Raw genomic sequence first — 21,949 nt, forward strand, 5'->3', positions numbered from 1 at the left:
CGCGCGGAGCCGTGAGGGAGGAAGGCATACTCGTGCAGTATGTCGACCGACTGAGCGGCGAGCCCGCCGGCCTGCGTGGCGAAACTCCGCACGCAGGCTTGTCGCAGCAGCGGATCGGCGATTGCAGTAGAAGCGCCATGAATAATGCGGGTTAGCAGACAGGTCGCAGAGTACGACGTTGCGATCAACCAGTGCAAATAATCGATCGGAAGGAGGGTCGTTATGCGAAACGTGGTAGTCGCCTTGGTCGTTCTCGCAACCGCTGCGGGGTGGCACCCCGCGGACGCAGCGCAAGCGGGCCGCTCTGATGGCGATGCTGTGGTTCAATGGAAGAGCATCCCCGGCGACGTCACCTTCGAGGTGCCGCTCAACCTAACCAGGTTGGCATCGGACATCACGAAGGTGATGGTCAGGTGTAGCATAACCAGTGACGCGTTTCCGATGCGCAAGGGCAAGGACTCCAAGGTCAAACAGGGAATCGGTGCCCAGGTTGAACTGCCGGTGTCGGCGGGCCAGCTCGTGACGACGGCACGCGTGATCGTTCCGATTACGGTCGACAAATTTCTGGACCCTGTCACGATGACCAGACAGGACCCGACGGGAAAATCTGCAGAGTATCAGTGCGACTTGATGGGATTCACAGGAGTTTGGCAGGTGCCCACGGAAAAGACTCCCAACCCTCTTCGTCTCTCACCCGCGCCTGCTCCTATTACAGGCACTTTCACCTGGTAGTCGAACGCGTGCGATCGACAGTCGCAGCTTGACGGGGCTGCGATGAGCGCCATCACCGCGGAGTAACTGAGCGTCACTGCGCTGATTGGAATACTGGAAGCAACTTCCACGTCCAGGTGTAGCGGAAGCTGGTGCCGGAGCCAGACGCCTGGAGTGCTCGGCGTGCCTCTTCCGGAATGGCCGCGCCTGGCGGGAGCAGATTCAGGAAATCGAGTGGGTTACCTTGGTCGTATTCCTGGTGCCCCTGGAAGATGACACGGCTATCCTCGCGTGTATTAGGTTGCGACAGAATGTGTAGGAGAAAACCGGCCTGGAAATTCTCCTCCGTGACCACCGGTGGATTGCCTGGGCAGGTCTTCTTGAGTCTCGCATCAGGATTAAAGGCTTTGATCACCACACTATGAAAGTCGCCTCCATCCGGCCCGACCACGTTCAGGTAGCCATAGGCGGGCTCGGTGATATTTCCGACCAAATCTCCGGTCGGGCTCCTGGTTGGAGGTTCAGTCGGATCCAAGTACATTGCCCCTCCTGGGGCAGTGGGCAACGTGACGACCGCTTTCCCTTTGACCGTGCATTCGAACTCTCTCCCCTCAACCATCCAGATCACCTGCGTTTTGAACAACGGCTCTTCCTGAGGACCTGGTGGAATGTTGAATCGATTCGGAACCAAGATATATTGGGTGTTGCCGGGCATATCCTGGTTAACACGCTTAACGAATGTCAGCGGCACGTCGCCCGAGGTATAGACGATGTCGCGATCGTCGTCGTGAATGTGGAATGTGGCATTGGCCGCACCGGTGACAAAGAGGGGCAACTCTGGATCCTGCGGTCGTGTGGCCGGCGGTCTTCCTGACGGCGGCGTGATCGGGAGTGTCGTCGGTGGGGCAACCGGAGGTGTGACCGGCGGCATTGGCGGTTGGATTGGCGGTGTCACCGGCGGCGTTGAGGTGCTATTCGATCCTGGAGGGCTTCCCGGACTTCCCGGCAGGCAATGCCCGTCTGCTTGTCGCCCGGCAGGACAGTTGCCCGATTGTGGGACGGACCCACCGGAAGCTGTCGTGCCTCCAGCCGGCGGCGTACCTTGCGCCATCGACACAGAAGCAAACACGCTGACAACGACGAGCGCCTTGACCACTATCGGAACTCTAAAGCGAAACCATGCTGTCATGAACACAGCCGCCTATTTAGGAACGAAGGAAGGGCGTCTCCGGCCCGCGCGATTGTAAGGCCCGCTCATCACAAAAGCCAATTAGAACCTATCTCAAATTTCATTCATGATGGGATGGCATCTGTTGTTGTCATTCCCGCGCAGGCGGGAATCCAGTCTTTTCAGGTCATTCTGGATGCCCGCTTTCGCGGGCATGACCAGTTCTGACCGGAACACCCATTGTGAGATAGGTTCTAGCCGATACACGTATCTACCGGCCAGTGAACCTATCTTAATCAGCAATTGAGCCTCACGCTGAGGCGATATGGTCTGCAACCGGTACGAATCTCTAAGGAAAATGCGGAATCGACATCGTGAAATATTGGACTTCCGTCGCTTTGCCCATGCCGAATCCAATGGCATCGCGATTGCTTTGGCGGGCAGAGGTTTTTTGAATCCCGATGTCACCGAAGCGGCAAGCGGTCGAGTTACGACTCACCCAAGTCTCCCTGGCAATCACGGCTCTTGCGGCGGCCATGCTTGTATGGTCGGTCGGGGCCGTGGTCTGGACTGCGATCGGGGAGCGGCGAGTCGACCGAGTGGTCGAGGCGGTGATATTCGCCGCGATCGCCGGGTACCTGGTTTACGGCAATCTGTGCTACGAGCTGGCGCGGCTCGGCCGGTTGACGAGAAGCAGCGGCGTGGCCGATCTATCGGCCGACTCGGCTGATTCGTGTTCCGCTGCCACGGCTCCCGCCCTCACCATTCTGGTTCCTTCCTATAAAGAGGAAATTCCCGTTATCCGCCAAACGCTGCTCTCGGCGGCATTGCAGGATTATCCGAACAAGCGGGTCGTGCTGCTGTTGGATGATCCGCCGTCGCCCAAGACCCATCCTGATCGGGCGGCGCTCTGGGCTGCTCGGTCGGTTCCCTTTGAACTGCAGACGCGCATGGACGAGCCGGCTGAGTTCATCGCTCAGGCTCGCCGCGAATTCCGGAACCGCCCCTCCTCCGAGGCCTGCTGGGAAACCGAATGTGTTCGGCTCTCCGACTGTTTCTTGCGGGCGGCTGAGTGGTTTGAGGCGCAGGCCAAACACTGTCCGATCCAGTCGCACACGGATGTCTGGTTCGTCCGTGAAGTGCTGACGGTCCCGGCGGATGAGCTGCGCGATGCAGCCGGGCAATGGTTCGCGAGAGGACGGCAGCAATCGGACGTCGTGCCCGCCGACCTCGCGACCGAAATCGACGCCGTCTACGAACGTCTCGCCGCTCGCTTTGTGGTGCAGTTCGATGTCTTCGAACGAAAGCAATACTGCAATCTCTCGCACGAGCCCAACAAGGCGATGAACCTGAACAGTTACCTGGCCGTGATGGGGAAACGGGTCAAGCCCGTCCTGCGCGCGGACGGGGTTCACCTGGAAGATACCGCGGCGCTGATCGGGAGCCGCCTGATCCCCGACTCGCCCTATGTCATCACGCTGGATGCCGACAGTCTGCTGAAGCCCGACTATGCCGGCACGTTGGTCCGGATCATGGAGCAGCCCGACCAGACGCGCATGGCGGTGGCCCAGACCCCGTACAGCGCCTTTCCGAATGCGCCGGGCGCGCTGGAACGGACGGCCGGGGCGACCACCGATGTGCAGTATTTCGTGCATCAAGGATTCACACGGTTCGCCGCGACGTTCTGGGTGGGAGCCAATGCGCTGTTGCGGAAGTCTGCGTTGGAGGACATCTGCCAGGTTGAACGGATCGGGCACATCACCGTTCGTCGCTACATTCAGGACCGGACGGTGATCGAAGATACGGAATCCACGGTAGATCTGATGGCGAAGGGGTGGACCCTGTACAACCACCCGGAACGGCTGGCCTACAGCGCGACCCCGCCGGATTTCGGCTCGTTGGTGATCCAACGGGCTCGCTGGGCCAACGGCGGTTTGATCATCCTGCCGAAGCTTCTGGAGTTTCTGTGGCGAGCCCCCAAGCGGCCGGCCACTGCGGCACAGGCGCTGTTGCAGGCGCACTATTTGACGTCGCTCGCGCTGACTCCGCTCAGTGTGGTGCTCTTGCTGTCGATTCCATTCTCCCCGGACTTGATGACACCAGCCATGCCTCTGGCCGCGTTTCCGTACTTCGTCTTGTATGCCCGGGACCTGGCCTTAGCCGGCTATCGTCCGTTCCGTGATCTCATGCGCGCCTATGCGCTCAACCTCCTGCTGATCCCGGTCCACCTCACGGGCGCCGTGACGTCCATCCGGCAACTGGTGGCGGGCACGAAGATTCCCTTCAGGCGCACGCCCAAGATCTCCGGGCGCACGAGAACCTCCGGGTTGGATCTCATCCTGCAATTGACCATGATCATGGTGAGCGCGGGCCTCTCGCTCTATCACGGGCTCGGTGGACGCTGGATCCCCGCGACGTTCGCGCTTGCCAATGTGTTCCTTCTCTGCTACGGCGTCAGGCGTTTCATCGGCTTGGCGGAAGCTTACCGAGACCTCGCACTGAGCGCACGGGAAGCAATCGGCCGATACGCCAAGTCCGGCTGGTTCTCCGATCGTCCGCTTGCTCCGCTGTTCTCCCCGATGAACCTGTTCTTCGTCCTGATGCAACCCATGCGCAAGTCGAGAGCATTCTCTCGCCAGGCGCTCTGGGGTGTGTCCGCCTTCTTCGACATGATGGTCACGATTGTGGCGTAGAACCACCGCGCAGATTGCCGGTACGTCGACGTCCGTTCACGTCGGGTGCGGGCGGAAGACTCGTTCAGCAGCGAGGTGCCTGAGAAGTCCTGAGGCGAACTTCCCAGACACCGACAGAAGAGAAACCCGGATTCAGCGGTTTGCCTGGTCGCGCTGGCAGCTTTGCTCGGCCAACATCCGCTGTCCGACGCTGGCATCCTTCGGAATGCGGGCCATGCAGGCTTCCAATGTGTCGCCCTGAGTCCCGGATGCCACCCTGTCATTGCTCTTAGTGGCGGCCGTACCCCCGACGCTGGCCCGCGCGGCTTCGTCTCGTTTGCAGCTTTCCTCCGCCACCTGTTTGGCCCCGGGCGACGCATTCGACGGAATCATGGCTAGACAAGTGCGCAAGGTATCGGTCTGGACCGACTTGGCTGCCGCTTCGGCCGTAGCGAACTTCGGCGCCGTGGATGCGGTTCCGGCGCCGGAAGCCGGAGCAGCCGAACCTGTCGCGGATCCGTTCCCGGCTCCCATAGTCCCTTCACTCGCACACCCCCCGGCCATCAACCCCAACAATGCTACAAAAACAACGGCCCTCTGTTCTGGAATGCGCATGCCCGTTTCCTCCCTGCTGCGTGGATAAGTAAAGCCGCTCGGCGGGGATGGTACCTGCTCATGGGAAAAAGCTCAAGCCTCATTCTTCCAGGTGAAGTCCGAGCAGCAGGCCGACCGGACGCGGTGCGCGACTGGCATTCTGGTGATGTGGACAGGGACCCTGGTCTACAGTCTCCCGCTACGGAAGCACGCGACGAGCGCTGAAAAGATAAAAAGGAGAGGGTGAGAATGGGGTGGAGGTCCCTCCCAGGAAGAGCGGAGAGATCAATGCTGGTCGACAGGGGCAACTGCCGCCAGCGCCTCCACCTGTTTCCATCTCATTTAGGCGCGCAGGTTCGCCAACGTGCCTACGCGGGCTGCGGCCTCGACACACGGAGCGTCGTGACGAATCCCGACCCCGTTCTGGTCAGACGCAGCCGACCCGTACGACTGAGCTGATCGACTTCGAGAAAGATGTGCGACCAGTGAAAGTCCGGGAGACGTTGGACCAACTCATCCAACGTGCAATCGGGATGTTCGCTCACGGCTTCGAGGATCTGGTCAACGGCTACTTGTGTGGCCTGCATTGGGTCCTCCTGCTCGTTGAAGAGGGGCGTTCGATCCTGTGGTTGAGTACGAGGGCCGCGTGAACTCATGAGTCTGACGGCGGAGCAAGTCCCGTTCCCGTCTCATGGGCGGCTTGGGATGTCGTTGCGTGCGACGAGACGTTGCGAATCCTGGGGAAATAAGCGATTTGCGCTACGGGATCGGCGCCCGTACCCCAAGGGGAACTGCAGGTGCTGCGGTCCTGCACAGTGCTCGGCGCGCGAAGCCGCTCATTTTCCCGTGGCTCAGTGCCTCGGACGACCCCTGTCCACCACAGCGCCCGGCATGCTCCGCCTCTGGTGAGGACCTCGGTAGTGGGTCAGTTTGCCATCCAGACGCACTGAAGTCTGTCATTCCCGCGGAAGCGGGAATCCAGTCAAGGCCTTCTCCTCAGCAGTTAGGCTTGATCGAGGCGTGGATGCACGCCTTCGCGGGCATGACGCAAGAGGAAACTGACCCATTACCGAGGACCTCAGCCCCATTGACTATTTCATCCGTGATCGGTAGACATACTCCTATGTCCCTAGGAGGTCGGACGGCGTTGCCGCAACTTGCGGGATGTCAAGCGGTCTCGCCAGGTCTACTCATGTATCCAGCCTATCGACATGGATGCGATCCTCCCTGGGAGCATCCGTTCCGTTGATGTCCGTTCTTCGGTGAGGCCCACGCCTCGCTTTCGATTCTCGTAGCAGGTGGATTGAGATCGTCAGGGTTGAGCCACGCGCCGACCTCCGGGCGGTTTCTCCTTAGTCCAGGCGGGCCCGCCGGCGCACCTACATCACTCGAAGGTTGGTTTCTCACGCTGACGATCTATTATTTTGGAGGTGCCGCATGAACCATCGGGTCGGCTCCAGACCTCAACCCGTCAAACAGCTCCAAATCAGGCCGGGAGGATTGCAGGTCAAGTATCCCTCTTCGTTGCGTCCGTCCCCTCTGAGGACCTGGAGTTGGCAAGCCGTTCGGGCGTGCGAAAGCGGATGTTATGCCTTCGCGGCCTGGCTCGGCCGGCAAAGCCGGACCGCCTGGCAGGCTTCCCTCAACGGCCTCCGGCGCATCGAGCTTGGGGCGCGAATGAGACGGTGCGGGATCATGCTGAAAGAGACGGGCGCGCGCGGAGCGGCCTGGGTGGGACAGGGTTTGGCCGTAGCCGGACAACGCGGACTCGCGTTGGCACAGGATCTCGCTCGCAGGATGGTTCAACGGTTTCGGCGGCGGGCGGTGAAGCGCTCCAATCATGTACCGACCTCGGGATTTTCTCTGGGGCGCTTTGATCTCTACGGAGACTTCCATTTCCCCCAGCTTTCTGAAACGAAGCAGTCGTTTCGCCGTGAACTGGCACGATCGCACGCGCAACTGGTCGAGCAGCTACGGGCGGAAGAAGAAGATCTCGCGCGTGTGGCTGCGCGGGTCGTGCGCCTGCAGAGCCTGCTTCGCGCCCAACAGAGTCTCTTATTGGAGGTTACCCGTGGAAGCGAGGCGGAACGCGCCTCCCTGAATGCCCCCTTTCAGCCTTTGGTCGGCGTGGGCATGCACTCGGACCGGGAGGCCGAACATCCTGATCTCTTCCGACCCAATTGACGCTTTCGCGTAGGACGTCGCGCGGCTCCGTCCGTCGCTCCGACCCCCGCCACGGTTACGGAGGTCGCTCATGGGGCGGTGTCTGGCGCGTCTGTTCGCGCCGGTGTGGCTGTTCGAACAGGAGTCGGGCCCCCGGTTTGAAAGTCAGGTAGAACCACATCCACTCCGACATCACGCGCACACGGTTCCGGAATCCCACCAGAAAGAAAATGTGAACCAGGCACCAGAGCAGCCAGGCAAGGACGCCGGCGGCATGGACCGGGCCGAGTTGCGCCACCGCCCTGGCACGGCCGATGGTGGCCAGCATGCCGCGGTCCCGATAGACAAAGGGCCGGCGCCGTTCGGGAGGCATCCCGCCCGTGATCAGTTCAGCCACATAGCGACCCTGCTGCATCGCTACGGGGGCGAGCCCCGGCAGCGGTCGCCCGTCTGTGCCCGGACAATGGGCCGCATCGCCGATGGCGAATATCCAAGGATCTCCGGGAATCGTCAGATCCGGTTCCACCTTGATCCGCCCTGACGGATCCAACGGGACGCCGACGGTGCCGAGCAGGGGCGAGGCCCGGTTGCCTGCGGCCCAGATGATGTTAGCGGCGGGCAATACCTCTGCTCCAACGGTCACGCTGCCGCGGTCCACTGCCCGGACCGGACTGTTCAGCCGCACGGTGACGCCCATGCGGGTCAAGGCCGCCGCGGCCTTCGCCGAGAGATCGGGACTGAATGCCGGGAGCAGACGTGGGCCGCCCTCGACCAACACGATTGAGAGATCGTCGAGATGCAGGGCGGGAAAATCCGGTCCCATCGCTTTGCGTCCGATTTCCGCCAGCGCGCCGGCCAATTCCACCCCCGTCGGTCCTCCGCCCACGATCACGAAGATCAACCGCTCCCGTGAGCCGGCCTCGGCTCGGCGCTCCGCTTCTTCGAACGCCAGCAGCATGTTCTGACGCAGCAGCACGGCGTCGGTCATGGTCTTGAGTCCCGGGGCCGATGCCTCCCACTCGTCATGATCAAAGTAGGCATGCCGGGTGCCGGGCGCCAGAATGAGCACCTCAAACGCTATCGGCGGGCTGTGTTGCACATGCACGACTCGGCCGATTCGATCGACCGACAGCACGTCATCCATGACCACCCGCACATTGGATTGGGAGCGAAAGACGGTGCGCAAGGGCCAGGCGATGTCGCTCGGCGACAAGGCGGCCGTGGCCACCTGATAGAGTAGGGGTTGAAAGAGATGGTGGTTGGTCCGGTCGATGAGCACGACCTGGTCGTGGCGGAGACGCCGGGCGGCCGATAAGCCGCCGAACCCGCCTCCGACAATCACGACGTGTTTCGGGGGCATGGTGCTCAGCTCCCGCGATAGGTCGTGTAGCCGAACGGGCCGATCAGCGGCGGAATGTGATGGCGCCGTGCCGGGTACGGGACCCCGAACGTGATGGTGATCTCCGGATAGAAACTCGTGCCGTTCAAGTGCTTCTCCTCAGCATTCAGTTTTGATCGAAGAAGAGTAGATGCCCGCCACAGCGGACATGACGCAAGAGGATACCGGCCAACGACCCGCTATCGTGTGGCTCAGGGCAGCTGCAGCCCCACTGCAAACGTCGCAGCATATCCCGCAGCCGTCGGAGTCGGGTCCACCATGAGTCGGTCGCCGCCTCGCCGGAAGATGCGGTCGTCCTGATTACGGGCTGTGCGCGGACCTCTGGACGCGTAGGGTGCGACGGCATACACGCGATCCGTGAAGGCGTCGTCGAAATACATCTGGGAGGTGAATTCAAAGCCGCGCCGGTCCCGAGGATCGGTGCGGACCTTCACATGAATGTGGACCGTTCGGCCTTCGTACCAGCCGGGATAGATGGTCAGAAATCTGGCTTCTCCCTTTGCATCGGTGATCTGATAGCCTCGGAGAAACTTGTGGCCGGTCGTGTTGAACCGCGGATCCTCCACGTCGGAGTACAAACCCATGGCGTCGCAATGCCAGATATCTACGTGCGCGCCTTCAAGAGGACGACAGGCGTCGCCGCTGATGCGCGAAGCCATGACCGTCAGGGCCAACGGGGTCCCGGGCTTGATTGTCCCGTCCGTCGGATCCGAGCGAATATCCGATCGGTTCAGATGCTCATCGACGAAATACGGCCCCTCGGTCTGTGTCGGCCGGACGACGCAGAGCGGATCGGAACCGCTTGCCGCGGCGCGCCGAGGCCTCAGAAGACTCGCCGCGACCAGACAGATCGCGCCGTTCCCCAGCAGGGTGAGCGCGTCCCGACGGGACAGCCGTTGTCGGAGGGAGCTGGGCCACATCCAGGGATCGATCATCGCGAGTCCTTTCGTGCTGAGGGTCTTTACGAGGAGCCGGGCAGTTCCTGGACCGCCCGCCAGGCCTGGTCGATCGCCGCATCCATATAGGCTCTGGCTCCGGCGTCCGAATTGGCGATCGTGATGCGCCCCAGCGAGCGCCGTCCCACGACGTGCGGGCCGCGTTCCCCCGTCACATCCGGGTCGTAGAGTGCGCTGCCTTGGTACGTATAGCCATGGGCCCACCGGTTCACCGTGATGGCCTGAATATCGCGGTCCGCATCGAATCCGCCCGGTCCCAACATGCCGTCGAGATGCTCCTTGACGGCGGTTTCGAATTGCGCGAAGGGCATGCTGAAGAGTTTGACGCGGCCTTGCCGGAACTGCTCGCGCGGCGGAGTGCCGTATTGATCCGCGAGCGGCACATGGATCATCGTCAGGATCATCGGATGCGCCGGATCATCCGACGATCCGTAGCCGCCCATCCGTATCGGATAATCCAGCAGCACCGACTGATGAAAGCTTCCCGGGCACTCGGCCGCTCCGAGACCCAGTTCACGGATGGCGCGCCAGTTTCTGAGCGAGACGGCGGTGTACACCAAGGGAGCCTTCGCGGCCTGCCGGAGCGCGTCTTTCTGCTCCTGCGGCAGCTCCGGAACCAGGTGCGGAATCATGATGTTGTAGCAGGCCAGCACGCAATGTTTGGTCCGGACGCGATAGGTGCGGTTCTTGAGCACATAGGTGACCAACACGCGGTCCGCCTGATGCGGAGTCCCTTCGTGAGCGACGTGGACGACCGTGCTGTTCAATCGGAGTCGGACAGCGGAGTCGGGGCGGTCGAGCCGGCCGTAGTCGAACGGAGCCAGAATCACATCGTCCATCGTCGCGCCGGGGGCGACGCGCGGAATCAATCGTCGGACCAGAAGCCGAGCGATCGAGGCGTTGCCGTCAGGGAAGTGATGGATGTAGGGCTCCGACTCATCCGGCGTGACAGGTCCTGATCTTGTGGGCGTCCGATCGGCGATCGCCCGCTCCGTGATCCCGGGCAACCCGAGCGCAAGCGCTTCCAGGGTCGATAACGTATCGGCCCCTTGGCCGGTGTATTCGGCCGGCAGGCTGCGAAGCATACGGAACACGTCCGGATCGTCCACCAGGAGCTGCTCGCGAAGAAACGTGAAATAGGGCGTGGCGCGGGCATAGCTGAACCGGGCCTCCGCGGTGATCCGGTCCAACGCCCCGTCGCCGCCGGTCAAGATCCGCAGGAGCTGCTCCTTCGCGCGTGATGCCAGCGGCATCCGCTCGACGGCCTGCTCTGGCGACAGTGTGGAACGCGCAATGCCGGGAACTCCCCAACTCACATCGGTCAAGGTGAAGGGAACCACCGACGCCTTGCCGTAGGTCTTGCCCTCGAAGAAGGTGGCGGGGCGAAGGGCGTGACGCTGGAAAAACGTCATGTCGTATGCCGACACGAACCGGTCGAGTTTCACCCCGAGGTCTCGCAGGAGGAAGACGGCGGTGCGGCTGTACCGGCCGGGGGTCTGCATCGTCTGTGAGCCTCCGTATGAGAGGCGGGTCTGTCCGTCGACGACGAACTCGTTCCGTTTGGCATGTCCGCCGAAATCATCGTGGTTTTCGAGCAGGAGAATCCTGGCCTGCGGACCCTGTTGCTGCTGATAGAACCAGGCCGCCGCAAGCCCGCTGATCCCCGCGCCGACGATCACCAGGTCATAGTCTGCTCCATCGGGTTCCGTCACCGGTCCCCAGTCGCCCTTTCCGGTCCAGGCGAGTGCATGGGCCGTTTCGAATGCTCCCGGATGGTTGCCTCGCAGTCCCGTACGTCTGGGCGGATAGTCGTCGTCCGCCAGCCATCGGTCGAGGTCATTCCCCAGCGCCAACGGCGGCAACAACGTAGAACCCAGCGCGAGGAGGGCTCCATTCAAAAAGTCTCGGCGGGTGATTCCGGAACGATCGGTCATCTGTGTCGCGGAGTCCTAAGCGGCGGCGGGCTCGTTCCCGACCAAGCCAGGCTACGGTGCGACGTCGGTACTGTCAACAGCTCTGTTGGAAGAATACGTTATCGAGAAGAAATCCGTGGGAGATGTGATGTATGGACGCAGGAGGAGGTCGAAGCTGAATCGCCCGGCGGTGGAACCGGAAGAAACTACCCGTTCAGGTTGAGACCCAATACGAAGAGCGCGAGGAGGCCGATCAGCACCCACGCCAACCCTCGATCCCCGCATTTGCCGAGCAGCGCTTTCATGCTCTCTCCCTCCTGAACGGGTTTGAACCGAGTCGTCGAGCTGGACGGCGTGCAAGTCTTGATCCGCCTTACCGGATGAGAAGGCTCGGAAGCGTCGCGCGAAAGTAGTTGTGCGATAAGGAAAAAGTTTCAACCTGCGACCGGTTCACAAGGATCGAATCAGACAGCTCGCTTGCCGCCGCCTCATTCGCACAGTGCGGACTGTGCGGGATCGCTCGTAGATGACACTTCCAGCTGAAACCTTTGTAACCTTGGACCTGTTCATCGCGACTAGTAGATGCAGGGGACGGAACCACGACTGTGTCCAGTCCATACAAAGATTCATCACCACGAGGAGGACTCTATGAAACCGGCTACGTCGTTGATGCTGGGGTTGGCATTGGGCAGCGCCCTGATCGGTTCGTCGGTGGCCTGGGCCGACGGGGGAGACCGCTGCGCGGGCAAGACTCATCAGATGTCCTATCATCAGGGCGGCCATCGGCATGGAGGGTTCGCGCCCCATCTGTTCAAGCATCTCCTGAAGAACAGGGAGGAACTGCGGCTTACCGACGAGCAAGTCGCGAAACTGCGGACGATCGCCCTGGATGCGGATCGGGCTCGGATCAGGGCGGAGGCCGATGTGATGGTCAGTGAGCGGGAACTTCGTTCCATGATGTGGGATGATACAACGCAGCTGCCGGCGATCGAGGCCAAGATCAAGGAAGGGGAGGCGTACAAGGCCGCCGCTCGGATCATAGGGATCAAGGCCGCACGGGAACTCATCGGCGTCCTGACGCCGGAGCAGCAGGCCAAACAGAAAACCTTGTGGAAACAGTACCGGCATCACCGCCATCAAGGCGCAGAGGCGGATCAGCCTCCGAGCCTCTCATCGGGAATCGGAGGCGGGACGGGGGCTTCGGTGGTCGAAGAGAGCGCGCCGATGGGCGGACCGTCCGCGGGATAACTCTCGCGTCCATGGAAGACCGTATGGTGCTATGATGGGCGACTGTTTCCCTGCGACCACCGCGCTGTCGTGGTCGGAACTCCGCCTGCCGATGGCTGATGAGTCGTTGACCGTTTCCGAGACTGCCCCGGAAGACCGCGACCTCCTGCGGCGGATCCGAGAGGGGGACACCGAGCGTTTTGCGGAACTGATCAGCCGATATCAGCAGCACGTCGTCCGGATCGTCACCCGGCGGGTGCCGGCTGACGAGGTCGAGACGACGGTTCACGACGTGTTCGTCCGGGCCTATTTCGGGCTCGCGCAGTTTTCGGACTCCGTCTCGTTCGATCACTGGCTGGCGGGCATCGCGGTCCGGACCTGCTACGACTTCTGGCGATCGAGGCGTCGGGGCGAATGGCCCGTGAGCGCGCTGACCGACGCGCATCACCGCTGGATCGAGCAGGCACTCGCCGCCGCTTCCGACGAGGAGTTCAAGGACCATGCAAGGAGAGGAGAAGCGGCAGAGGTGCTGCGCTGGGCCTTGGGACGTCTGTCGCCGGAGCATCGAGCCGTCCTCACTCTGGTTCACCTCGAAGGCCGTTCCGTACGCGAGGCGGCGGAGCTGCTGGGCTGGAGTACGGTCAACGTCAAGGTCCGGGCCTTTCGGGCCAGGCGGGCGATTCGCGATATTCTGAACAAGAGCTCGCGAGGGGGTATCTGATGGGATATTCTGACGGCGAGCTGAAGAAGCTGGAGCGTGCGTTGACGGACGCATTCCGCGTTCCGGTCGATCATCCGGTCGATCACGGCGAGATGACGCGGCGGGTCATGCGGACGTTACGCCGGTCGGCGGACGCCGGCGCGCAAGGGCAAGGGAGCACCTCCGGTCTACTCGATCAGCTTGTCTGGCGCGTCGCCACCATTGCGGCGGCAGTCGTCCTGGCCTTTTCGGTGGTCACGGTTCAAGCGTTGCGCACTTCGACCGGAGAGAGCACGGTGCTGGCGGAGGAATTCGAAGCGACTCCGCTGTTTGGAGACTGATTCGCATGCAGCGCAACCGTCGGACGGTTTTCAGGGACGGGATGAGCGCAGGGCTCAACCGGGCGCGCGGAGCGTAAGGAGCGCGTAAGATGTGGCGACCGAAACTGTGGGCGGGGCTGGCGGTCCTTTTTGCGGCCGGCGTGCTGACCGGTGTTGTCGGCATGTGGCTCTATGGAAACGCTGATCGGACGCACCGGGGCGACCGGGGCCCGGCGGCCCAACAGGAGCGGATCATGAAGCGGCTGACGCAAGAGCTGTCGCTGACAGCTCAGCAGCAGCTCGAGATTGAACCCATCGTGAGCCGGGCGCATCTGGCCGTCTTGGAGTTGCGATTCTCGCATCAGTCCGAAGTCGAACAGATCCTGGCCAAAGGAATGGCGGAGATCAAACCGACGCTGTCCCCCGAGCAGCAAGCCGGGTTGGATCACATGTACGCGGGGTTGCAGCAGCGCTGGCAAACGTCACGGAACTACGTCCAGGCGCGGAAGCAAGCCGTACCCACGCCGTAGAGGAAGACGGGGTGGCCGCATCGGAGCTGCGGAGCAGAAGGCGACCATGGCGGAACCGATTCCATTTGCGAGGATGCTGAAGCGCTGGCTCCTCGGCCTGACCGCGGCCTGCCTGCTGGCGCTGGGAGGCTACGCGCTGCTGGCCAAGTCCGGCGAAGAGCCCTCGCGCGCCGGCCAGATGCCCGGTGCCGCGCGGACGCTTCCCGTGCTCGTCGTCCCGGCGCGCACGGGCGACATCGGCATCTACCTCAACGGGCTCGGGTCTGTGGTGCCGCTGAATACGGTCAACGTCAAGAGTCGCGTCGATGGGCAGCTCATGCAGGTGCTCTTTCGAGAGGGACAGCTCGTCCGGTCGGGCGAGCTTCTGGCCCAAATCGACCCTCGTCCCTTCGAGGTGCAACTCAGCCAGGCCGAAGGGCAGATGGCGCGCGATCTGGCGCAGTTGAAGAACGCCAAGCTCGATCTGGAACGGTACAAGGGCCTGGTCAAGCAGGGTTATATCCCGAAGCAGCAATTGGATACGCAGGAAGCGATGGTGCGGCAGCTGGAAGGCGTCGTCAAGGCCGATCAAAGCCAGATCGACAACGCCAAACTCCAGCTGGCCTACAGCCGCATCACGGCGCCCATCAGCGGGCGCGTAGGATTGCGGCTGGTGGATCCGGGCAACATGGTGCGCGCCAACGACACGAACGGCCTGCTGGTGATCACGCAGCTCACGCCGATCACCGTGGTTTTTACCATTCCGGAGGACAGCCTTCCTCCGGTCCTTGAACGGCTCAACGCCGGCCGGCAACTTGCCGTCGACGCATTCGATCGGGAGCAGAAGAAGAAGTTGGCGTCTGGGACCCTGCTCACGGTCGACAATCAAATCGACCCGAATACGGGAACGGTGCGCCTGAAGGCGGTGTTCGCAAACGAGGACGGCTCCCTGTTCCCCAATCAGTTCGTCAATGCGCGGCTCTTGCTGGACGTGAAACACGGAGTCACGATCGTGCCGGCCGTGGCGGTCCAGCGTGGCGCCAAGGGCACGTTCGTCTATGTGGTGAAGGAAGACCGGACGGTCGCGGTTCGAACGGTGGCCCTCGGCACGACCTACGGTGAGGACGCATCGATCGATTCCGGACTGGCCCCCGACGAGCTGGTCGTGGTGGACGGTACAGAAAAGCTCCGCGAAGGCAGCAAGGTCGAGGTGCGGAACCGGAACGAGCCGCCGGCTGCTGTCTCGCCGCCGTCCGGACCGGAGAAGCCGCAGCGGGAACGATAATCGTGAATCCGTCGCGCCTCTTCATCCTGCGGCCGGTGGCCACCGCCCTCCTCATGGTCGCCATCTTGCTGGGAGGCGCCCTGGCCTACCGCCAGTTACCGGTTGCGGCCCTTCCTCAAATCGACTACCCGACGATTCAGGTCTTGACGTTTTACCCGGGGGCCAGTCCAGACGTCATGGCGTCTTCGGTGACGGCACCGCTCGAGCGACAGTTCGGGCAAATGCCCGGCCTGAATCAGATGACCTCGACGAGCTCCGGCGGGAGTTCGGTCATCACGCTCCAGTTCGCGCTGGATCTCGAGCTCGACGTCGCCGAGCAGCAGGTCCAGGCTGCCATCAATGCGGCCTCCACGTTTCTCCCCCGCGATCTGCCGAATCCGCCGGTGTACAGCAAAGTGAATCCGGCCGATGCGCCGATCCTGACGTTGGCCATGACGTCGGCGACGTTGGCGTTGTCGCAGGTGCAGGATCTGGCGGAAACGCGGTTCGCCCAGAAGATCTCGCAGCTGTCCGGGGTGGGACTGGTGAGCATCAGCGGTGGCCAACGGCCGGCCGTGCGGATCCGGGCCAACCCCAGGGCGCTGTCGGCCTATGGGCTGACCCTGGAAGATCTCCGCCAGACGGTCGCCGCGGCCAACGTCAATCAGGCGAAAGGAGCGTTCGACGGCCCGCGCCGGGCCTCCATCATCAACGCGACCGACCAACTTTTGTCGAGCGGCGAGTATCGCCCGCTGATCGTCGCCTATCGCAACGGCGCGCCGGTTCATCTCTCCGACGTGGCGGAGGTCATCGACGGTGTGGAAGACGTCAAGCAGGCGGCGTGGCTGAACGAGAACCCGGCCATTCTCGTCAACATCCAGCGCCAACCCGGGGCGAACGTCATCGAGGTGGCGGACCGCATCAAGAAGCTGCTGCCCCAGCTCCAGAGCGCGCTGCCGTCCTCCGTTCACGTCACCGTCCTGACCGACCGGACCGTGTCCATCCGGGCCTCGGTGCACGATGTCCAGTTCGAGTTGATGCTCGCCGTCGCGCTCGTGATTCTCGTCATCTTCTTGTTTCTGCGGACGCTCTCCGGCACCGTCATCCCCGCGGCGGCCGTCCCGTTGTCGCTGGTCGGCACGTTCGGGGCGATGTACCTCCTCGGATTCAGTCTCAACAACCTGACCTTGATGGCGCTCACGATTTCGACGGGATTCGTCGTCGACGACGCGATCGTCATGATCGAAAACATCTCCCGCTACATCGAGCGGGGCGATTCGCCGCTTCAGGCGGCGCTGAAGGGCTCGCAGCAGATCGCCTTCACGATTCTGTCGCTGTCGATTTCGCTCATCGCCGTGTTGATTCCGCTCCTGTTCATGGGAGACGTAGTCGGCCGGCTGTTCCGGGAGTTTGCCGTCACACTGAGCATGACGATCGTCATCTCCGCCGTCGTCTCGCTCACGCTGACACCGATGATGTGCGCCAGACTGCTCCGGCGCCAACGCGAGTCGGAACAGAGCACGTTCTACCGCAAGTCGCAGGAGCTGTTCGATCGAACGATCGAGGCCTATGGGCGCACCTTGCGCTGGGTGTTGAGCCGTCAATCGGCCACCTTGGCCGTCGCAGTCGGCACGCTCGCCGTCACCGTCCTGTTGTACATCGTCGTGCCCAAGGGTTTCTTTCCGGTGCAGGACACCGGGGTGATCCTCGGCATTTCCGAGGCGGCCCAGTCGATCTCCTTCAGCGCGATGGTGGAGCGACAGCAGGAACTGGCGAGGGTCATCCTCTCGGATCCGGCGGTTGCCGCCCTCTCGTCCTTCATCGGCGTGGACGGCACGAATACGACCCTCAACAGCGGCCGGATCCATATCAACTTGAAACCGCTGTCGGAACGCCGGCTCTCTGCGCAGGACGTCATCCGCCGCCTACAGGCGCAGACGGCGGGCATCGAGGGCATGGCGCTATTCATGCAGCCTGTTCAGGACCTCACGGTCGAGGATCGGGTGAGCCGCACCCAATACCAGTACACGTTGGAGGACGCGGACACGGAGGAGTTGCTCGAATGGGCTCCGACGTTGTTGGAGGCGTTGCAGACGTTGCCCGAACTGCGTGACGTGAGCAGCGACCAGCAGGATGGAGGCCTTGCTTCCCTGATCGTCATCGACCGGAGCACGGCGTCCCGTCTCGGCATCGCGCCGCAGCTGATCGTCGATACCCTCTACGACGCGTTCGGGCAGCGTCAGGTGTCCACGATGTATACGCAGTTGAATCAGCATCGGGTCGTGCTGGAGGTCATGCCGGAATTTCAAAGCGGTCCGCAGGCGCTTCAGTTTCTCGACATCCGCTCCCTGACCGGCGGACAGGTCCCGCTGAGCGTGTTCACCCAGGTCTCGGAGACCACCACGCCGTTGGCCATCAGCCGGCAAGGGCAATTTCCCGCCGTCACCCTGTCGTTCAATCTGGCGCCGGATACGTCTCTGGGCGGGGCCGTGACCGCCATCGAAGAGACGGCCCGGGCCATCGCCCTGCCGAGGAGCATCAAAGGAAGCTTTCAGGGAACCGCCCGCGCGTTCCAGAGCTCCTTAGCGAATCAGACCTGGCTGATCCTGGCCGCGCTCGTCACCGTCTATATCGTGCTCGGCATCCTGTACGAAAGCTACATCCACCCCTTGACCATCCTGTCGACCTTGCCGTCCGCAGGTGTCGGCGCGCTGCTGGCGCTCATGCTGTTCCGGACGGAATTCAGCGTCATCGCGCTGATCGGCATCATTCTGCTGATCGGCATCGTGAAAAAGAATGCGATCATGATGATCGACTTCGCGTTGGAGGCGGAACGAACGGACGGCAAGCCGCCCGCGACGGCGATCTACGAGGCCTGTCTGCTGCGATTCCGGCCGATCATGATGACGACCATGGCCGCCCTGTTGGGGGCGTTACCGCTGGCCGTCGGATCGGGCGCCGGTTCGGAGCTCCGGCGACCTCTCGGTATCGCGATCATCGGGGGGTTGATTGTGAGCCAAGCGCTGACCCTGTACACCACGCCGGTCGTGTATCTGGCCTTCGACCGGCTGGCGCGCCGCGTTCGATCCCGCCGCGCCGCGGTACCCCGCTCCGAGGCCGTCACCTCCGAGACCCCATGAACCTCTCCGCCGTCTGCATCGAACGTCCCGTCGCCACGACGTTGCTGACCGTCGGAGCGACGCTTCTGGGCCTCGTGGCGTTTCGGTTTCTTCCGGTCGCGGCATTGCCGGTAGTCGAGTTTCCCACGATCAATGTGTCGGCGACCCTGCCGGGCGCCAGTCCGGAGACCATGGCCACATCGGTGGCGGCGCCGCTCGAGCATCAGTTCACCCGCATCGCGGGTGTGACCGAGATGACGTCCACGAGCACGCTGGGCTCGTCGAGCATCACGCTGCAGTTCGAACTCAGCCGCGACATCGACGGTGCCGCGCGGGACGTGCAGGCCGCGATCATGGCGGCCCGCAGCGAGCTGCCGCCCGATCTGCCGCGCCGGCCCACCTACCGAAAAATCAATCCGGCCGACGCACCGATCCTCATCCTTTCTCTGACGTCGGATCTCGTGAGCCGGGGCCGTATGTACGACGTGGCCTCCAGCATCCTGCAGCAGAAGCTCTCGCAGATCGACGGCGTGGGACAGGTCTACGTCGGCGGCGGCTCGCTCCCCGCCGTGCGGGTCGATCTGAATCCTACGGCCTTGAATAAGTATGGGATCGGCCTGGGCGATGTCCGGCAGCTGCTGAGCAGCACAAACGTGAACCGGCCGAAAGGGCAGCTCTCGGACGGCACGAGAACGTGGGAAGTCCGGACGAACGACCAGCTGCACGCCGCGGAAGATTATCTGCCCTTGATCGTGAGCTATCGGTCGGGGCGCGCCGTCCGGCTTTCGGATGTTGCCACGGTCGATCAGTCGGTCGAGGATCTGCGGACCATCGGAGTGGCGAACGGCATTCCCGCGGTCTTGATCATCATCAATCGGCAGCCGGGGGCCAACATCATCGAAACCGTCGACCGGATCAACGCGATGATGCCGCAGCTGCAGGCCTCCGTCCCCGGCAGCATGACCCTCTCGGTCGTCGTGGATCGCACGCCGGTAATCCGCGCTTCCCTGCACGACGTCGAACGGACGCTCCTTATCTCAGTGGCATTGGTAATCCTGGTCGTGTTCCTCTTCCTTCGGAACATCCGCGCCACGCTGATTCCCTGCGTCGTCGTGCCGGTGTCGCTGATCACGACCTTCGCCGTGATGTACCTGTTCGGGTACAGCCTCGACAACCTCTCGTTGATGGCCCTGACCATCGCCACCGGGTTCGTGGTCGACGACGCGATCGTCGTGCTGGAGAACATCAGCCGGTACCGCGAGCAGGGGATGCGGCCCTTTCAGGCGGCCATCCGCGGCGCGCGGGAGATCACCTTCACCGTCCTGTCGATGACGCTCTCGCTGGTCGCGGTCTTCGTGCCGATCCTCTTTATGGGCGGCATGATGGGACGATTGTTCCGTGAATTTGCCGTCACACTCACCGTCGCCATCCTCGTCTCCCTGGTGGTGTCCCTCACGACCACCCCCATGATGTCCGCCAGGATCTTGCGGCCGGAGGCCGGCGCGTCGCACGGGCGCTTCTACCGGCTCGCTGAGCGGGCCTTCGACGCCATGCGCGACGGGTACGCCGGCAGCTTGGCCTGGGTGCTCCGGCACCCCCGCGGCATGTTGGTGCTCACGCTGGCGACCATGGCGCTGAGCGTCTACCTCTACACGGTTGTACCGAAGGGCTTTTTCCCTCAGCAGGACACGGGGCGTATGTTCGGGAACATCCAAGCCGCGCAGGATATTTCGTTCCAGGCGATGCGCCAGAAGCTGACCGAGGTGGTCGACATCGTCAAGAGCGATCCGGCGGTCGACACTGTGACCGGATTCAGCGGAGGCGGCGGCAACACGAATGCGGGACGGATGTTCATCGGGTTGAAGCCGCTCCATGAACGGCGGATCGCCGTGGACCAGGTGATCGCGCGGCTGCGGCCCAAACTGGCCGTCGTGCCCGGTGCGCCGACGGTGCTGCAGGCGATTCAGGATCTCAGGATCGGCGGGCGGGCCAGCAGCGCCCAGTATCAGTACACCCTCCAGAGCGTCGATCTGGCGGAGTTGAACACCTGGGCGCCTCGAGTGGAGCACCGATTGCGCACGCTCACCGAGATCGTGGATGTGAACAGCGATCAACAGGACAAGGGCCTGCAATCGCTGGTGGTCTTCGACCGGGGCACCGCGTCCAGGCTCGGGCTCAGCCCGCAGTTGATCGACGACACGCTCTATGACGCGTTCGGGCAGCGCCAGGTGTCCATCCTGTACACTCCGCTCAATCAGTACCACGTGGTGATGGAAGTCGCACCGCAGTATTGGCAGGATCCCTCGACGCTCCACGACATCCATGTGCGATCTCCGTCGGGCACGCAGGTTCCGCTGAGCGCCGTCGCGCGGTTTGAGCCGACGAACACCTTGCTCCTGGTGAACCATCACGGGCAATTCCCCGGCGTCACGCTGTCGTTCAACATGGCGCCCGGCGTGTCGCTTGGGCAAGCCGTGGGGGCGATCGAGCAAGCGATCGGCGAGTTGGGCCTGCCGGCCGGCGTCCGGGGCAGTTTCCAGGGAGCGGCGAAAGCCTTTCAAGCTTCGGTCGAGAACCAGCCGGTGCTCATCCTGGCGGCGCTGCTGACGATGTACATCGTGTTGGGGATTCTCTATGAGAGCTACATCCATCCGCTGACGATTCTCTCGACGCTGCCTTCGGCCGGTGTCGGCGCCTTGCTCGCATTGCTGCTGTTCAAGACCGAGCTCAGCATGATCGCGCTGATCGGCATCATGCTGCTGATCGGCATCGTGAAAAAGAACGCCATCATGATGATCGATTTTGCGCTGGACGCGGAACGGAAGGAGCGCAAGCAGCCGGAAGAGGCCATCTTTGAAGCCTGTCTGCTTCGCTTCCGCCCCATCATGATGACGACGATGGCGGCCCTCTTCGGAGCCTTGCCGTTGGCGCTCGGCACGGGGGTGGGGTCGGAATTGCGCCGGCCGCTCGGCATCGCCATCGTCGGCGGCCTGCTGGTCAGTCAACTGCTGACCCTGTACACCACGCCCGTCATCTATTTGTATCTGGATCGCCTGCGGTTGCGCGTCGCACGGCTGCGCGCGAGACGTCCGGAGGCCGGGCCCCTGCCGCAGTAACATCCCTGTCACGCCGTTCGCTGTGACGTCCATTAGCTATTGACAGGCGCCCGCCGTCCCCGTAGTCTCTCGGCGCACGCACGGGGCCGCTCGCATGCTGATCCAAGGTGGGATGTAG

17 protein-coding genes are annotated in these 21,949 nt (G+C 62.8%); 10 read left to right on the forward strand and 7 right to left on the reverse strand.

The features are described 5' to 3' along the window. The first annotated feature begins 222 nt into the window (after nt 1-222). Nucleotides 223-732, forward strand: coding sequence for a hypothetical protein (locus P0111_04155; protein ID MDF0643198.1), 510 nt, complete (start codon nt 223-225; stop codon nt 730-732). A gap of 73 nt (nt 733-805) precedes the next feature. Here P0111_04155 and P0111_04160 read toward each other — a convergent pair whose 3' ends face one another. Continuing rightward, the gene (locus P0111_04160; protein ID MDF0643199.1) at nt 806-1,546 is read right to left on the reverse strand and encodes a hypothetical protein; all 741 of its coding nucleotides are present in this window, start codon (nt 1,544-1,546) and stop codon (nt 806-808) included. Nucleotides 1,547-2,340: 794 nt separating this feature from the next. Between P0111_04160 and P0111_04165 the strand changes: the two genes are divergently transcribed. Beyond that, nucleotides 2,341-4,572, forward strand: a complete 2,232-nt coding sequence (locus tag P0111_04165) for a glycosyltransferase family 2 protein (protein ID MDF0643200.1) — start codon at nt 2,341-2,343, stop codon at nt 4,570-4,572. Between the two features lie 132 nt (nt 4,573-4,704). Here P0111_04165 and P0111_04170 read toward each other — a convergent pair whose 3' ends face one another. Together P0111_04170 and P0111_04175 are read right to left on the reverse strand one after the other, a co-directional pair. Further along, nucleotides 4,705-5,166, reverse strand: coding sequence for a hypothetical protein (locus P0111_04170; protein MDF0643201.1), 462 nt, complete (start codon nt 5,164-5,166; stop codon nt 4,705-4,707). Between the two features lie 347 nt (nt 5,167-5,513). Continuing rightward, nucleotides 5,514-5,732, reverse strand: a complete 219-nt coding sequence (locus P0111_04175; GenBank protein MDF0643202.1) for a hypothetical protein — start codon at nt 5,730-5,732, stop codon at nt 5,514-5,516. An 850-nt stretch (nt 5,733-6,582) separates the two neighbouring features. Here P0111_04175 and P0111_04180 point away from each other — a divergent pair. Next, a complete protein-coding gene (locus P0111_04180) occupies nt 6,583-7,329 on the forward strand; it encodes a hypothetical protein (protein MDF0643203.1) in 747 nt (248 codons plus the stop codon). A gap of 55 nt (nt 7,330-7,384) precedes the next feature. Here P0111_04180 and P0111_04185 read toward each other — a convergent pair whose 3' ends face one another. The 4 genes from P0111_04185 to P0111_04200 all read right to left on the reverse strand — a co-directional run bounded on the left by P0111_04185 (nt 7,385) and on the right by P0111_04200 (nt 11,597). Then, the gene (locus P0111_04185; GenBank protein MDF0643204.1) at nt 7,385-8,668 is read right to left on the reverse strand and encodes an NAD(P)/FAD-dependent oxidoreductase; all 1,284 of its coding nucleotides are present in this window, start codon (nt 8,666-8,668) and stop codon (nt 7,385-7,387) included. A 5-nt stretch (nt 8,669-8,673) separates the two neighbouring features. After that, nucleotides 8,674-8,796, reverse strand: a complete 123-nt coding sequence (locus P0111_04190; GenBank protein MDF0643205.1) for a hydroxyisourate hydrolase — start codon at nt 8,794-8,796, stop codon at nt 8,674-8,676. A 102-nt stretch (nt 8,797-8,898) separates the two neighbouring features. Next, nucleotides 8,899-9,642 carry an intradiol ring-cleavage dioxygenase gene (locus tag P0111_04195; GenBank protein MDF0643206.1) on the reverse strand — a complete coding sequence of 248 codons (744 nt, stop codon included), beginning with the start codon at nt 9,640-9,642 and terminating at the stop codon, nt 8,899-8,901. Between the two features lie 26 nt (nt 9,643-9,668). Then, a complete protein-coding gene (locus P0111_04200) occupies nt 9,669-11,597 on the reverse strand; it encodes an NAD(P)/FAD-dependent oxidoreductase (GenBank protein MDF0643207.1) in 1,929 nt (642 codons plus the stop codon). A 627-nt stretch (nt 11,598-12,224) separates the two neighbouring features. On the opposite strand from P0111_04200, the gene P0111_04205 reads away from it, so the two are divergent. The 7 genes from P0111_04205 to P0111_04235 all read left to right on the forward strand — a co-directional run bounded on the left by P0111_04205 (nt 12,225) and on the right by P0111_04235 (nt 21,831). Continuing rightward, nucleotides 12,225-12,824: a Spy/CpxP family protein refolding chaperone gene (locus P0111_04205; protein MDF0643208.1), complete on the forward strand. Its 600-nt coding sequence runs from the start codon at nt 12,225-12,227 to the stop codon at nt 12,822-12,824. Between the two features lie 31 nt (nt 12,825-12,855). After that, nucleotides 12,856-13,524: an RNA polymerase sigma factor gene (locus P0111_04210; GenBank protein MDF0643209.1), complete on the forward strand. Its 669-nt coding sequence runs from the start codon at nt 12,856-12,858 to the stop codon at nt 13,522-13,524. After that, nucleotides 13,524-13,844, forward strand: coding sequence for a hypothetical protein (locus P0111_04215; GenBank protein MDF0643210.1), 321 nt, complete (start codon nt 13,524-13,526; stop codon nt 13,842-13,844). Before P0111_04210 ends, P0111_04215 begins: the two co-directional genes overlap by 1 nt. A gap of 89 nt (nt 13,845-13,933) precedes the next feature. Then, nucleotides 13,934-14,353: a hypothetical protein gene (locus tag P0111_04220; GenBank protein MDF0643211.1), complete on the forward strand. Its 420-nt coding sequence runs from the start codon at nt 13,934-13,936 to the stop codon at nt 14,351-14,353. 46 nt (nt 14,354-14,399) lie between these two features. Next, nucleotides 14,400-15,617 carry an MdtA/MuxA family multidrug efflux RND transporter periplasmic adaptor subunit gene (locus P0111_04225; GenBank protein MDF0643212.1) on the forward strand — a complete coding sequence of 406 codons (1,218 nt, stop codon included), beginning with the start codon at nt 14,400-14,402 and terminating at the stop codon, nt 15,615-15,617. A gap of 2 nt (nt 15,618-15,619) precedes the next feature. Continuing rightward, the gene (locus tag P0111_04230; protein MDF0643213.1) at nt 15,620-18,736 is read left to right on the forward strand and encodes an MdtB/MuxB family multidrug efflux RND transporter permease subunit; all 3,117 of its coding nucleotides are present in this window, start codon (nt 15,620-15,622) and stop codon (nt 18,734-18,736) included. Then, on the forward strand, nt 18,733-21,831 hold the full coding sequence (locus tag P0111_04235) for a multidrug efflux RND transporter permease subunit (protein ID MDF0643214.1): 3,099 nt from the start codon (nt 18,733-18,735) through the stop codon (nt 21,829-21,831). Before P0111_04230 ends, P0111_04235 begins: the two co-directional genes overlap by 4 nt. The last annotated feature ends 118 nt before the right edge of the window (nt 21,832-21,949 follow it).

The organism is Nitrospira sp. (assembly GCA_029194535.1).
Classification (GTDB): domain Bacteria; phylum Nitrospirota; class Nitrospiria; order Nitrospirales; family Nitrospiraceae; genus Nitrospira_C.